The sequence below is a fragment of the Allocoprococcus comes genome (assembly GCF_013300725.1).
Lineage (GTDB): Bacteria > Bacillota > Clostridia > Lachnospirales > Lachnospiraceae > Allocoprococcus > Allocoprococcus comes_A.
Genome location: NZ_JAAIMM010000012.1, coordinates 41,515 through 54,151, shown reverse-complemented (window position 1 = coordinate 54,151; position 12,637 = coordinate 41,515). Strand labels below are relative to the sequence as shown.

Below are 12,637 nucleotides of genomic sequence, written 5' to 3'. Positions count from 1 at the left end.
ACCACTGCTTAATATCAGGCAATTAACAGTATATTTAGGAGGTAGTGACAAATGATCACAAAAGAAATGAAAGAACAGATTATCAAAGAATATGGAAGAACAGAAGGAGATACAGGATCTCCGGAAGTACAGGTAGCTCTTCTGACAGCTAGAATCAATGATCTTACAGATCACTTCAAAGCTAATCCGAAGGATCATCACTCAAGAAGAGGACTTCTTAAGATGGTTGGACAGAGAAGAGGACTTCTTGCATACCTTAAGAAGAATGACATTGAAAGATATCGTTCACTGATCGAAAGATTAGGTTTAAGAAAGTAAGACATATTTTTACAGGGAGCGAAAGGCATCGGATGGATGTCTTCGCTCCCTGTTTGTTTTCGCAAACAATGAGCCGAACCGGTACAACGTGCATCCTCCATGCCAATCAGCATAGTGATTAACACGGGAGTGACCAGTAACCCGCGTTTTGCCCCATTCTAAAGTTAGTTATATAGAATCTTGCAAGAGATGTAAGGATATGATATAATACAAAAGATTGTGGGTAGAGATTGTGTCCGAGACCACTGAAAAGTATATTTTGAGAAGTGTATTTTTCAGTAGTTTCGGAGATTTTACCCGTCAGATAAACAGATTAAGAAGGAGAACATTTATGTACAAAAAGTTTGAAATGGAACTTGCAGGCCGTACACTCCGCGTAGATATTGGAAGAGTTGCCAAACAGGCGAACGGCGCAGTACTTATGCATTATGGTGATACAGTTGTACTTTCGACAGCAACTGCATCCGACAAACCAAGAGAAGGAATTGATTTCTTCCCACTCAGTGTTGAATACAATGAAAAGCTTTACGCAGTAGGAAAGATCCCGGGAGGATTCAACAAGAGGGAAGGAAAAGCATCTGAAAATGCTGTTCTTACCTGCCGTGTGATCGACCGTCCGATGAGACCGCTTTTCCCGAAAGATTACAGAAATGATGTAACTTTGGAGAACCTGGTTCTTTCTGTTGAACAGGACTGCTCACCGGAGCTTACTGCTATGCTTGGATCAGCAATCGCAACCGCTATTTCGGATATCCCGTTTGACGGACCGACAGCTTCTACCCAGGTAGGACTTGTTGACGGAGAACTGGTATTCAACCCAACCGCAGAGCAGAAAGAAAAATCAGATCTTGCACTTACAGTTGCTTCTACAAAAGAAAAGGTTATCATGATCGAAGCAGGAGCAAATGAAGTACCGGAAGATAAGATGATCGAAGCTATTTTTGCAGCACATGAAGTGAACCAGAAAGTCATCGCATTCATCGACCAGATCGTTGCAGAATGCGGAAAACCAAAACATGACTATGTAAGCTTTGCTGTACCGGAAGAACTTTTCGCAGCAATCCAGGAGGTTGTAACTCCGGAAGAGATGGAAGTTGCTGTATTTACAGATGACAAGCAGACAAGAGAAGAGAACATCCGCAAGATCACAGAAAAGCTGGAAGAAGCTTTTGCCGACAATGAAGAATGGCTTGCCAAACTTGGTGAAGCTGTATATCAGTATCAGAAGAAAGTTGTCCGCAAGATGATCCTGAAAGATCATAAACGTCCGGATGGTCGTGAGATCGAACAGATCCGTCCGCTGGCTGCAGAAGTTGACCTGATCCCGAGAGTACATGGTTCTGCAATGTTCACTCGTGGACAGACACAGATCTGTACGATTACAACTCTGGCACCACTTTCTGAAGCACAGAAAGTAGATGGACTTGATGAAGCAGAAACATCCAAGAGATATATGCACCACTACAACTTCCCGTCATACTCTGTAGGTGAGACAAGACCTTCAAGAGGACCGGGACGTCGTGAGATCGGACACGGAGCACTTGCAGAGAGAGCACTCGTACCGGTACTTCCGTCAGAGGAAGAATTCCCGTATGCGATCCGTACTGTATCTGAGACATTTGAATCCAACGGTTCTACATCTCAGGCAAGTGTGTGTGCATCTTCTATGTCACTTATGGCAGCCGGTGTACCGATCAAATCTGCAGTTGCAGGTATCTCATGTGGTCTGGTAACAGGTGCTACTGATGATGATTATCTGGTACTTACAGATATCCAGGGACTGGAAGATTTCTTCGGAGATATGGACTTTAAGGTAGCAGGTACACACAAAGGTATCACAGCGATCCAGATGGATATCAAGATCCATGGACTGACAAGACCGATCATCGAAGAAGCAATTGCGCGTACAAGAAAAGCAAGACTTTACATCCTGGATGAAGTTATGGCTAAGACAATCGCTGAGCCAAGAGCACAGGTTGGCAAGTATGCACCGAAGATCATCCAGATGAACATTGATCCGGCTAAGATCGGTGAAGTTGTAGGTCAGAGAGGAAAGACCATCAACGCAATCATCGAAAAGACAGGCGTTAAGATTGATATCACAGACGAAGGAAGTGTATCTATCTGTGGCGTAGATGCAGACAGCATGGAACAGGCAAGAAAGATGATCGCTACCATCGTAACAGACTTCGAGGCAGGAATGGTTCTTGAAGGTGATGTTGTAAGCATCAAAGAATTCGGCGCATTCATCGAATTTGCACCGGGCAAAGAAGGAATGGTACACATTTCCAAGATCGCTAAGCAGAGAATCGATCATGTAGAAGATGTTCTTTCTATCGGAGATCACGTCAAAGTGGTTTGCCTTGGAAAAGACAAGATGGGACGTTTGAGCTTCAGCATCAAAGATGTTGCAGAATAGAGTTTTATAAAATCAGAAGGACTTTACCAGTATCGGTAGAGTCCTTTTTTAGTTCTATTTTTCTCCCGCTTTCCATATACATTCTTTAAAGAGAGGTGGACAAGATGAGAAGAGAAAAGAAAGATCAGATTCTGGCGGTGCTTCCGGAGAAAATCCGTGGGATCCTGCTGAATCATGGACTGGATTTTGAGAAGATCCAGGAGATCCGGCTTCGGGAAGAACAGCCGCTTGCAGTGAAAAAGGAAGGAAAGGAAGAACTTTTCACCCATCGGGTGACAAAAGAAGAACTGCGTGAAACGATGGAATATGTATCCAATTATTCCCTGTATGCATATGAAAATGAACTGCGCCAGGGGTTTCTGACGATTGAAGGAGGGCATCGGGTGGGAATTTCCGGGAAAATTATTCCGGAAAAGGGACAGATCCGGAATTTTCAGTATATTACATCGATCAATATCCGAATCTGCCATGAGATCACAGGCTGTGCGAATAAGCTGTTTCCTGTGATCCTTGAAAAGGGAAGACTTTGCCATACCATGATCATTTCCCCGCCAGGTGGGGGAAAGACTACGCTTTTGCGGGATCTGGTGCGGCAGATTTCGGATGGAAACCGCTGGGTGGAAGGAAGAAATGTGGGCGTGGTGGATGAACGTTCAGAGATTGGAGGATGCTACCGTGGCGTGCCACAGAACCAGCTTGGGATGCGGACGGATATTCTGGACAACTGCCCGAAAGCAGAAGGAATGATGATGCTGGTGCGGTCCATGGCGCCGGAGGTGATTGCGGCGGATGAGATCGGGACAGCGAAGGATGTAGAGGCGATCGAGTACGCCATGCACTGCGGGGCAACCATGCTGACGACGGTGCATGGTTCCGGTATGGATGAGATCCGCGAAAAGCCGCTGGTCAGCAATCTGGTAAAGGAAAGGTCTTTTGCCAGATATGTTGTGATGAAATCCGGGAAACATGTAGGAGAAATTGAAGGGATTTATAACGAACGGGGAGAAAAACTGTGTATCTGAAAATGGTCGGATGCCTGGGAATTGTGGCGGCGACATCCGGCTATGGATACAGCAGGGGAATGGAATATCAGAGGCAGATCACGGATACCGGAGAACTGCAAAGAGTGATCAGGCAGCTTGCGGGAGAAATGGAGTATACTTATGCACCACTCGCCCAGGTATGCGCTTCTGTTTCACGAAGATGCGGTCAGAACTACAGGATCTGGCTGGAACATCTGGCAAAAGAATTGGAGATGCCGTCAAGAAGTCTTGCAATAATCTGGGAGAGGTGCTGTGAAAGCGATCTTGAATGTCTGCTCCTTGGCAGGGAGGAAAGGGTACGTCTGCAGGAGCTTGGGATGCAGCTTGGCAGCCTGGATAAAAAGCAGGAAACACAGATTTTCTTGCAGTATGCAGAATTTCTGGAAGAAAAAAGAGGCAGTCTTTTAAAAGAAATTCAGGAAAAGCGGAGGCTCTGTAATCTCCTGGGTGTTACAGCAGGACTTTTCCTGACAATTTTGATTCTGTAAATAGGAGCGGAACATGAGTGTAAATCTGATATTTAAAATTGCGGCAGTCGGGATTCTGGTTTCTGTCCTGGGACAGGTGCTGAAACACAGTGGAAGAGAAGAGCAGGCATTTCTCACCAGTCTTGCAGGACTGCTCCTGGTTTTGTTCTGGATCCTTCCTTATATTTCAGATCTGTTTGACGATATCAGACGGCTCTTTGCTCTGTAAAGGAGGGAAAAGATGAGTATCCTTAAGGCAGTCTGCATCGGGATCGCAGGGACTTTCCTGGCATTGCAATTTCAAAATTCCAGAAAAGAATATGGGATCTATCTGGGGATTGCGGTCAGCATTTTCCTTTTTCTCGGAATGAGCCAGAATCTGTCGGTGATCCGGGAGACGCTGGAGCTGGTTGGCAGCTTTGTAAAGATTGATGCGGTATATCTGACGGCAATGCTGAAAATTCTGGGTGTGACCTATCTGGCGGAATTTGCGGCAACAATCTGCAAGGATGCCGGTTATCAGACGATCGCCGGACAGATCGAGGTCTTTGCAAGGCTCAGTATACTTGCAATCGGAATGCCGATATTAAAAGCACTGCTTCTTGCAATCCGCGAACTTGGACAGTAAAAGGGAAGAAAAATGAAACATTATTTTCAGAAATATGGCATAGCATGCATGATCGGACTTGTAATCTTCGTACTGATACTGCCGGTACAGGTATTTGCGGCAGGGGAAGATTCCTCTTCGGCAAACAGCCGGACAGAAGATAATATGACAGAAACGGATCTGGAAAAAACACAGGAGGAAACGGAGCAGAAAATCTGGGATCTGACAGAAGTAAAGGATCTGGATACGGCAATCCGGAAACTGTTCCCGGAAGAAAAACTGCATTTTCAGGATCTTGTTGAGTCTGTGATCCGGCAGGATGAGAACCTGTCTGCCGGGCAGATCAGAAACTTTGTGACGGATCAGTTTTTCTATGTGCTGAAGGTCAATAAACCGGTGCTTGCATCTATCATTTTTCTGGTGCTGATCGCAGCGGTTTTTTCCAGTTTTTCGGAAGTGTTCCAGAACCGTCAGATATCACAGACCGCCTTTTTTCTGGTATACCTGTCTGTGATTACAGTCGGCATACGGAATTTTCAGGTGGCAGCCGGGGAGGTACAGCAGGGACTCGAAAATCTGATCCTCTTTATGCGAGTGCTCTGTCCGGTCTACTTTGTCTGTATGGCGGTCGCAGTGGGAAGTATTTCTGCGATCGCATTTTACAATCTGGCGCTTTTCCTGATTTTTCTTGTGGAACTTGTGATTTTGAAATGGATCGTTCCACTGATCCAGATCGCACTTCTGATGGAAATCCTGAACAATCTGACAGAGGAGGAATTTCTTTCTAAGGCAGCGGAACTTTTGCGACTTATAATCGGATGGAGTCTGAAAAGTCTGCTTGCCCTGGTGACGGGGATCGGGTTTATCGAGCGGATCATCAGTCCGGCGGCAGATCAGGTGAAAAGGAGTGCCTGGACAAAAGGCGTGGGAATGATTCCGGGAATCGGTGATATAGTCAGCGGGACAAGCGAAGTCGTGCTTGGAAGTGCGGTTCTTTTAAAAAATGGAGTTGGAATTGCAGGGGCACTGCTTGTAACGGGAGTTGTGATGATCCCGGTCATCAATATGGGAATCCTGACGATTCTTTACAAAGGAACGGCGGCACTTATCCAGCCGGTGTCTGATAAACGGATCGTGGAGGCCATCAGTTTTACCGGGGAAGGTTATCATATGCTGCTAAAGACGGTGCTTGCGACGGCGGTCCTGTTTCTGGTGACACTTGCAGTTGCGGCATCGGCAGCTTCGTAGGAGGGATAAAATGATACAGCTGGTTTACAGGTGGATGCAGAATCTCGCCGTTTATATGATTCTTGTAACCGCATTCTTGCAGGCACTTCCAGAGAACAGCTACCGGAAATATGTCCGTTTTTTCTGTGGACTTCTTCTGACGGTTCTGCTTGCCCAGCCGGTTCTGAACCTTATGGGGGCAGCCGGACAGGTGACGGAGCTGTACCGGACGGCGGAGTATGAGCAGATGGTAAAAGAGATGGAGCATGCGGCGGATTTGCTCGAAAAGGGCGGTGAGTGAAGATGTTTGAAATCCGGAAAATAAAAAAAGACAAGTGGCTGATCATATTGCTTGTCGGACTGCTTCTGGTTGTGATCGCGATGCCTGTCTCCGATATAAAATCAGATCAGACACAGGATGAACAGCAGATGCAGAAGGTGGAAAATGCATCGGAGGATACTTATACAGATGCACTGGAAACACGGCTGGAAAATGCACTGGCAAAAGTAGAAGGAGTTGGAAATGTCAAGGTGATGATCACCCTGGCATCTTCCTCGGAAAAGGTAGTGGAAAAGGACCAGGAGATGACAAGTGAGGTGCAGGAAGGGGAGAGCGGAGGGAAAAATACCAGTTCTTCAGAGACGGCAGTTTATGCAAACAGAAATGGAGAAGAAACGCCATATGTGAAACAGGAATTAAGTCCCCGGATAGAAGGGGTTCTCGTAATTGCAGAAGGCGGAGATAATGCCGTCGTGATTGAAAATATCACAGAGGCTGTGCAGGCATTATTCGGAGTAGACACGCATAAGATAAAAGTAATGAAACATAACTAAAAAAGAATCTTATAGGAGGAAGGCTAGTGAAAAAAGTATTTAAGAAAAATCAGATTGTGATTGCGGTTCTTGCGGTGATGATCGCAGCGGCAGGATATCTGAACTATTCCGGAAAAATTTTTGGCTCGAAAAACAAAACAGCAGAGACGGGAAGCGAGATGGCAAATAAGGAGCTTCTGGATATTTCGGATCAAGATACAGAAAGTGACAGTTCCCTCCAGACAGCGAATGACGACCAGGTGGACGGGAATCCGGGAGAGGCGGTGCTGACAAACGGATCGGCCAGTGCGCTTGTGGCACAGGCAAAAGTGAACCGGGAGCAGGTGCGGGCAAAAAACAAAGAAACCCTGCAGGCGATCATTGATAATGCAGATATTGCAGAAGACCAGAAAGCAGATGCAGTTGCGCAGATGGTGGAGATGACACAGCGCGCCGAACAGGAGGTCGCAATTGAGACTCTGCTTGCCAGCAAAGGCTTTCAGGATGCGGTGGTAAGTCTTACCGAAGATTCCGCAGATGTGGTCGTTGATGTGGCGGATCTGTCGGATGCAAAACGGGCACAGATCGAGGATATTGTCACACGCAAAGCAGAGGTAAATGCTGCAAATGTGGTGATCACACCGATCCATGAAAGTATCCATGAAAGTACAAATACGAGTGAATCAGGGGATTGATATTATAGCAAAAATACCATATAATAAGAATTTGAGTGACATTGAGAAAATAGTAGGAGTAGAATAACATGGCAGATTTTACGAATGAGATAAAGAAAAGAAGAACATTTGCGATCATTTCCCATCCGGATGCAGGTAAGACTACCCTGACAGAGAAGTTTCTGTTATATGGCGGGGCGATCAATCAGGCAGGTTCTGTAAAAGGAAAGGCAACAGCGAAACATGCGGTTTCAGACTGGATGGAGATTGAAAAAGAAAGAGGTATTTCGGTAACATCTTCTGTCCTGCAGTTCCAGTATGACGGTTATTGCATCAATATTCTGGACACACCGGGACATCAGGATTTCTCGGAAGATACTTATCGTACTCTTATGGCGGCCGATTCGGCGGTTATGGTGATCGATGGATCAAAAGGTGTGGAGGCACAGACAAGAAAGCTGTTCAAAGTCTGCGTCATGCGTCATATTCCGATTTTTACATTTATCAATAAAATGGACCGTGAAGCGATGGATACCTTTGAATTACTGGATGATATTGAAAAGGAACTGGGAATCGCTACCTGTCCGATCAACTGGCCGATCGGTTCCGGAAAAGAATTCCGCGGCGTATTTGACCGGAACAGCAGAGAACTGGAGATTTTCTCAGATACCAAGAAAGGAACCTCGATCGGGGAAGTTGAGAAGGTTTCCATCGACAGTGAGGAAGCAAAGAGCATCGTAAGTGAAGCACAGTTTGCACAGCTGGAAGAAGAGATTGAGCTTCTGGATGGAGCGAGTGCAGAATTTGACCAGGAGATGGTCAGCAAAGGAGAACTCTCTCCGGTATTTTTCGGATCAGCGCTGACCAACTTCGGTGTGGAGACCTTCCTTCAGCATTTCCTTAAGATGACGACTTCACCGCTTCCGAGAATGTCCGACAAAGGAATGATCGATCCGATGAAGGAGGAAGATTTCTCCGCATTTGTGTTTAAGATCCAGGCAAATATGAATAAGGCACACCGGGACAGAATTGCATTTATGCGTATCTGTTCCGGTGAGTTCAAGGCGGGCATGGATGTCTTCCATATCCAGGGAGGCAAAAAAGTCCGTCTGTCCCAGCCGCAGCAGATGATGGCGAGTGAACGGCACATGATCGATACCGCATATGGCGGGGATATCATCGGTGTATTCGATCCGGGTATCTTCTCCATCGGGGATACACTGACCAATTCACCGGAAAAGTTTGCATACGAAGGAATCCCGACTTTCGCACCGGAGCATTTTGCAAGAGTGCGTCAGGTGGATACCATGAAGAGAAAGCAGTTCATCAAGGGAATCAACCAGATCGCCCAGGAAGGTGCGATCCAGATCTTCCAGGAATTCAACACCGGTATGGAAGAGATCATCGTCGGTGTTGTTGGTGTTCTGCAGTTTGATGTATTAAAATACCGTCTGGAAAATGAATATAACGTAGAGATCCGTCTGGAACCACTTCCATACGAACACATCCGCTGGATCGAGAACGAAGAGATCGAGATGGACAAGCTGGTCGGTACATCCGACATGAAGAAGATCAAGGATCTGAAAGACAGACCGCTTCTTCTGTTTGTCAACAGCTGGAGCATCCGTATGGTGCTGGAACGAAACGAAGGACTGAAACTTTCCGAATTCGGACGTTCCTAAAAAACTTTCCAATAGAGATCTTTTATGTTACAATGAACGCATAGCGACGAGCGCAGGGAAGGGAAGAAAGTGATCGGCTGCTAGCAGACGAATCACTTTCAGCCCAGACCTATGTGAGTGCAACGAACATCGAGGGACCGGAGGTTCCGAGATGAGCGCGAGGAGCGGAAAAACCGCAGACAGGAGGACTTATAATGAGTAAAGAAGAGAGAAATACCTATAAGATAGAATCAGATGAGAACCTCGGAGAAGTACAGATTGCTGATGAAGTAGTTGCAATTATTGCAGGACTTGCAGCAATGGAGGTAGAAGGGGTATCTTCCATGGCAGGAAATGCAACCAGAGAACTGATCGCAAAGCTTGGAATGAAGAGCCTTTCCAAAGGTGTAAAGGTAGACGTGCTGGAAGGTATCGTTACCGTATCCCTCGCCCTGAACCTCAAATATGGCAGCAGTATTAAAGATACTACTTTAAAGGTACAGGAAAAAGTAAAGGCAGCAATCGAGAATATGACAGGTCTTACCGTTGCAGACGTAAACATCCGTGTTGCAGGTGTGGACATGCCGGAAGAAGAATAATTGGAGAGGGAACATGCGAAGAAGTAAAGTCAGAGAACATATATTTAAAATGCTCTTCAGCATCGGATTTGATGCGGCTGATGCAGACGAACAGATCGAACTGTATCTGGAGCAGGTAGAAGAAGCGAGTGAGGAAGAGCGCGGATACATGCGCAAAAAGGTCAAAGATATCGCAGCACATGAAGAAGAAATCGATGCGATGATCAATGAACATACAACCGGCTGGAAAACCGGACGTATGAACAAAGTTGACCTTTCCATCCTTCGTCTTGCTGTATACGAGATGAAGTGGGATGACGAAGTGCCGGTCAAAGTAGCGATCAATGAAGCAGTTGAGCTGGCAAAGAACTTTTCAGGAGATGAGGGACCGGCATTTGTCAACGGTGTACTCGGAAAGCTTGCATAAGAATCAGAGATCATGCGAAATGTATATACTGTAAAACAGGTCAATGCGTACATTAAGAATATGTTTACGCAAGACTTTATGTTGAATCGAATTTATATCAAAGGGGAAGTGTCAAACTGTAAGTACCATACTTCAGGACATCTGTACTTTTCACTGAAAGATGAGTCCGGAACGATTGCCTGTGTTATGTTTGCCGGGCAGCGCAGCGGGCTTTCTTTTCGTATGCAGGAAGGACAGCAGGTAATCGTGCTTGGAAGCGTCAGCGTCTATGAAAGAGATGGCAGATATCAGGTTTATGCAAAGGAGATCGTACTGGATGGTGCGGGACTTCTCTATGAAAAATTTATAAAGCTCAAAAAAGAGCTGGAAGAAATGGGAATGTTTGCGCCGGAATATAAAAAGCCGATTCCGAAATATGTGCGGACAGTCGGTGTTGTAACGGCACCAACCGGAGCGGCAGTGCGCGATATTATCAACATTACCAGGCGGAGAAATCCGTATGTGCAGATTCTTCTGTATCCGGCACTGGTACAGGGGGATGGCGCGTCTGAAAGTGTGGTGCGGGGGATCCGTGCACTGGAGGAAGCAAAGGTCGATGTGATGATCGTTGGCAGAGGCGGAGGCTCTATTGAAGATCTGTGGGCATTTAACGAGGAAAATGTTGCGCGTGCAGTTTTTGAATGTAGTGTACCGGTTATTTCGGCAGTAGGACATGAGACAGACACGACGATCATAGATTATGTGGCGGATCTTCGTGCACCGACGCCTTCTGCTGCGGCAGAGCTTGCAATCTGTGATTACCGGGAACTTCTGGAAACGATCCGGACAGAACGGGAAAGGATGCACCGGAGTATGATGAGAAAGCTGGAAGTCGCATCGCTTCATACAGCGCGGTATGCAGAAAAATTCCGTTACTTAAGTCCGTCGGGGAAACTTAAGTCCATGCGTCAGCAGCTTGCAGATTATGAGGAGCAGATCCCAAAAGCCATGCATCAGCGGTTGGAACAGGAACGGGAGAGAACCCGCAAAGTGCAGGAGATGCTGCCACTTCTGATGGAGCGGAATCTGCGGGAAAGCCGTCAGCAGCTTGCAATCCGGATCGAACGGATGAAGGGACTTTCCCCACTCGCCAAGCTGAATCAGGGCTTCTCCTATGTACAGGGAGAGAAAGGTACGGTAAAAAAGATTTCCGATGTAGAAACGGGAGACCGGATCCGGATTTATGTGACAGACGGGCAGATCGAGGCACAGGTGACAGAGACGAAGAAGGAGTAAGAATATGGCAGATAAGAAAAAAGAGCTTGCAGATGAAATGCCGGAAGAATCTCTGGAGGAGCTTTTTGCAAAGCTGGATCAGGTGGCAAAGGAGCTGGAATCAGGAGATACTTCGCTGGAAGAGTCCTTCGGACTGTATCAGAAGGGCATGGAAATGCTGAAGCTTTGCAATGAGAAGATCGATACCGTAGAGAAAAAAGTGCAGGTGCTGGAAGAAAATGGAGAAATACATGACTTTTAAAGAAGAAATGAAAGAAAGAACAGAAGCGATTGAAAAGCTTCTTGTAAAATATCTGCCGAAAGCAGAAGGCTATCAGAGCCAGATCATGGAAGCGATGGAGTACAGTGTGATGGCAGGCGGAAAGAGACTCCGTCCGATGCTGATGCAGGAGACATACCGCCTGTTTGGAGGGGAAGGAAAAGAAATCGAGCCGTTTATGGCGGCAATTGAGATGATCCACACCTATTCCCTGGTACATGATGATCTTCCGGCGATGGACAATGATGAATACCGCAGGGGAAGAAAGACTACTCACATCGTCTATGGGGAGGCAATGGGAATCCTTGCAGGAGATGCCCTTCTGAACTATGCATTTGAAACGGCAGTGAGGGCGTTTGAGGTCGCGCCGGAGAAGAGTCTTCTGATCGGGAAAGCCCTGAAGATCCTTGCGGATAAAGCCGGTATTTACGGAATGGTAGGCGGTCAGGTCGTAGACGTGGCATCCTGTGGCGTGGGACTGGATGAAGGCATGCTGAATTTTATCTATGAGCTGAAGACGGGAGCACTGATCGAAAGTTCCATGATGATTGGAGCACTTCTTGCGGGTGCAGATACAGCAGAACTTGAGAAGGTACAGAAGATCGCATCGGATGTAGGAATCGCGTTCCAGATCCAGGACGATATTCTGGATGTGACAAGCACCACAGAAGAACTTGGCAAGCCGGTGCACAGTGATGAAAAGAATGAAAAGACAACCTATGTCACATTAAAAGGTCTGGAAAAGGCGACAGCAGATGTGGAAGCTATTTCACAGGAGGCGTTGGATCTGCTTGCCGGACTGGACAGAGAAAATCCGTATCTGACACAACTGATACAGGAACTGATACACAGGAAAAAATAAGCGGGGT

Annotated in this window: 16 protein-coding genes; all 16 read left to right on the top strand. The window is 46.6% G+C overall.

Annotated elements, in window-relative coordinates:
- Positions 1-51: 51 nt before the first annotated feature.
- The 16 genes from rpsO to G4407_RS08110 all read left to right on the top strand — a co-directional run bounded on the left by rpsO (position 52) and on the right by G4407_RS08110 (position 12,630).
- Positions 52-318 (top strand): 30S ribosomal protein S15, encoded by a 267-nt coding sequence (rpsO, locus tag G4407_RS08185; protein ID WP_008369295.1) that lies wholly within the window; start codon positions 52-54, stop codon positions 316-318.
- A gap of 331 nt (positions 319-649) precedes the next feature.
- Positions 650-2,737 carry a polyribonucleotide nucleotidyltransferase gene (locus tag G4407_RS08180; RefSeq protein WP_173688471.1) on the top strand — a complete coding sequence of 696 codons (2,088 nt, stop codon included), beginning with the start codon at positions 650-652 and terminating at the stop codon, positions 2,735-2,737.
- A 104-nt stretch (positions 2,738-2,841) separates the two neighbouring features.
- Positions 2,842-3,759: a stage III sporulation protein AA gene (gene spoIIIAA / locus G4407_RS08175; RefSeq protein ID WP_173688470.1), complete on the top strand. Its 918-nt coding sequence runs from the start codon at positions 2,842-2,844 to the stop codon at positions 3,757-3,759.
- Positions 3,750-4,268: a stage III sporulation protein AB gene (locus tag G4407_RS08170; RefSeq protein ID WP_173688469.1), complete on the top strand. Its 519-nt coding sequence runs from the start codon at positions 3,750-3,752 to the stop codon at positions 4,266-4,268. Before spoIIIAA ends, G4407_RS08170 begins: the two co-directional genes overlap by 10 nt.
- Positions 4,269-4,281: 13 nt before the next feature.
- Positions 4,282-4,476, top strand: coding sequence for a stage III sporulation protein AC (gene spoIIIAC, locus G4407_RS08165; protein ID WP_008369289.1), 195 nt, complete (start codon positions 4,282-4,284; stop codon positions 4,474-4,476).
- Positions 4,477-4,488: 12 nt separating this feature from the next.
- Complete coding sequence (locus tag G4407_RS08160) at positions 4,489-4,875, top strand: SpoIIIAC/SpoIIIAD family protein (RefSeq protein ID WP_173688468.1); 387 nt, start codon at positions 4,489-4,491, stop codon at positions 4,873-4,875.
- Between the two features lie 12 nt (positions 4,876-4,887).
- Positions 4,888-6,102 carry a stage III sporulation protein AE gene (locus tag G4407_RS08155; protein WP_173688467.1) on the top strand — a complete coding sequence of 405 codons (1,215 nt, stop codon included), beginning with the start codon at positions 4,888-4,890 and terminating at the stop codon, positions 6,100-6,102.
- 10 nt (positions 6,103-6,112) lie between these two features.
- A complete protein-coding gene (locus G4407_RS08150) occupies positions 6,113-6,382 on the top strand; it encodes a stage III sporulation protein AF (protein WP_179963124.1) in 270 nt (89 codons plus the stop codon).
- A gap of 2 nt (positions 6,383-6,384) precedes the next feature.
- Positions 6,385-6,915 carry a stage III sporulation protein AG gene (locus tag G4407_RS08145; protein ID WP_179963128.1) on the top strand — a complete coding sequence of 177 codons (531 nt, stop codon included), beginning with the start codon at positions 6,385-6,387 and terminating at the stop codon, positions 6,913-6,915.
- Positions 6,916-6,941: 26 nt separating this feature from the next.
- Complete coding sequence (locus tag G4407_RS08140; protein ID WP_173688465.1) at positions 6,942-7,589, top strand: SpoIIIAH-like family protein; 648 nt, start codon at positions 6,942-6,944, stop codon at positions 7,587-7,589.
- A gap of 68 nt (positions 7,590-7,657) precedes the next feature.
- Positions 7,658-9,250, top strand: coding sequence for a peptide chain release factor 3 (locus tag G4407_RS08135; RefSeq protein ID WP_173688464.1), 1,593 nt, complete (start codon positions 7,658-7,660; stop codon positions 9,248-9,250).
- A gap of 194 nt (positions 9,251-9,444) precedes the next feature.
- Entirely contained in the window at positions 9,445-9,828 is a 384-nt protein-coding gene (locus G4407_RS08130) for an Asp23/Gls24 family envelope stress response protein (RefSeq protein ID WP_008369274.1), read from the top strand.
- Between the two features lie 13 nt (positions 9,829-9,841).
- A complete protein-coding gene (gene nusB / locus G4407_RS08125) occupies positions 9,842-10,234 on the top strand; it encodes a transcription antitermination factor NusB (protein ID WP_173688463.1) in 393 nt (130 codons plus the stop codon).
- A 12-nt stretch (positions 10,235-10,246) separates the two neighbouring features.
- Positions 10,247-11,509: an exodeoxyribonuclease VII large subunit gene (xseA, locus tag G4407_RS08120; RefSeq protein ID WP_173688462.1), complete on the top strand. Its 1,263-nt coding sequence runs from the start codon at positions 10,247-10,249 to the stop codon at positions 11,507-11,509.
- Positions 11,510-11,513: 4 nt separating this feature from the next.
- Positions 11,514-11,750 carry an exodeoxyribonuclease VII small subunit gene (gene xseB / locus G4407_RS08115; RefSeq protein ID WP_173688461.1) on the top strand — a complete coding sequence of 79 codons (237 nt, stop codon included), beginning with the start codon at positions 11,514-11,516 and terminating at the stop codon, positions 11,748-11,750.
- Positions 11,740-12,630 carry a polyprenyl synthetase family protein gene (locus G4407_RS08110; RefSeq protein ID WP_173688460.1) on the top strand — a complete coding sequence of 297 codons (891 nt, stop codon included), beginning with the start codon at positions 11,740-11,742 and terminating at the stop codon, positions 12,628-12,630. Before xseB ends, G4407_RS08110 begins: the two co-directional genes overlap by 11 nt.
- Positions 12,631-12,637 lie beyond the last annotated feature (7 nt).

Coding starts and splice junctions, on each gene's coding strand:
- G4407_RS08130 (WP_008369274.1), top strand. CDS start 9,445: ATGAGTAAAGAAGAGAGAAATACCTATAAGATAGAATCAGATGAGAAC.
- spoIIIAA (WP_173688470.1), top strand. CDS start 2,842: ATGAGAAGAGAAAAGAAAGATCAGATTCTGGCGGTGCTTCCGGAGAAA.
- spoIIIAC (WP_008369289.1), top strand. CDS start 4,282: ATGAGTGTAAATCTGATATTTAAAATTGCGGCAGTCGGGATTCTGGTT.
- nusB (WP_173688463.1), top strand. CDS start 9,842: ATGCGAAGAAGTAAAGTCAGAGAACATATATTTAAAATGCTCTTCAGC.
- G4407_RS08110 (WP_173688460.1), top strand. CDS start 11,740: ATGACTTTTAAAGAAGAAATGAAAGAAAGAACAGAAGCGATTGAAAAG.
- G4407_RS08155 (WP_173688467.1), top strand. CDS start 4,888: ATGAAACATTATTTTCAGAAATATGGCATAGCATGCATGATCGGACTT.
- G4407_RS08160 (WP_173688468.1), top strand. CDS start 4,489: ATGAGTATCCTTAAGGCAGTCTGCATCGGGATCGCAGGGACTTTCCTG.
- G4407_RS08135 (WP_173688464.1), top strand. CDS start 7,658: ATGGCAGATTTTACGAATGAGATAAAGAAAAGAAGAACATTTGCGATC.
- G4407_RS08150 (WP_179963124.1), top strand. CDS start 6,113: ATGATACAGCTGGTTTACAGGTGGATGCAGAATCTCGCCGTTTATATG.
- G4407_RS08145 (WP_179963128.1), top strand. CDS start 6,385: ATGTTTGAAATCCGGAAAATAAAAAAAGACAAGTGGCTGATCATATTG.
- xseB (WP_173688461.1), top strand. CDS start 11,514: ATGGCAGATAAGAAAAAAGAGCTTGCAGATGAAATGCCGGAAGAATCT.
- rpsO (WP_008369295.1), top strand. CDS start 52: ATGATCACAAAAGAAATGAAAGAACAGATTATCAAAGAATATGGAAGA.
- xseA (WP_173688462.1), top strand. CDS start 10,247: ATGCGAAATGTATATACTGTAAAACAGGTCAATGCGTACATTAAGAAT.
- G4407_RS08180 (WP_173688471.1), top strand. CDS start 650: ATGTACAAAAAGTTTGAAATGGAACTTGCAGGCCGTACACTCCGCGTA.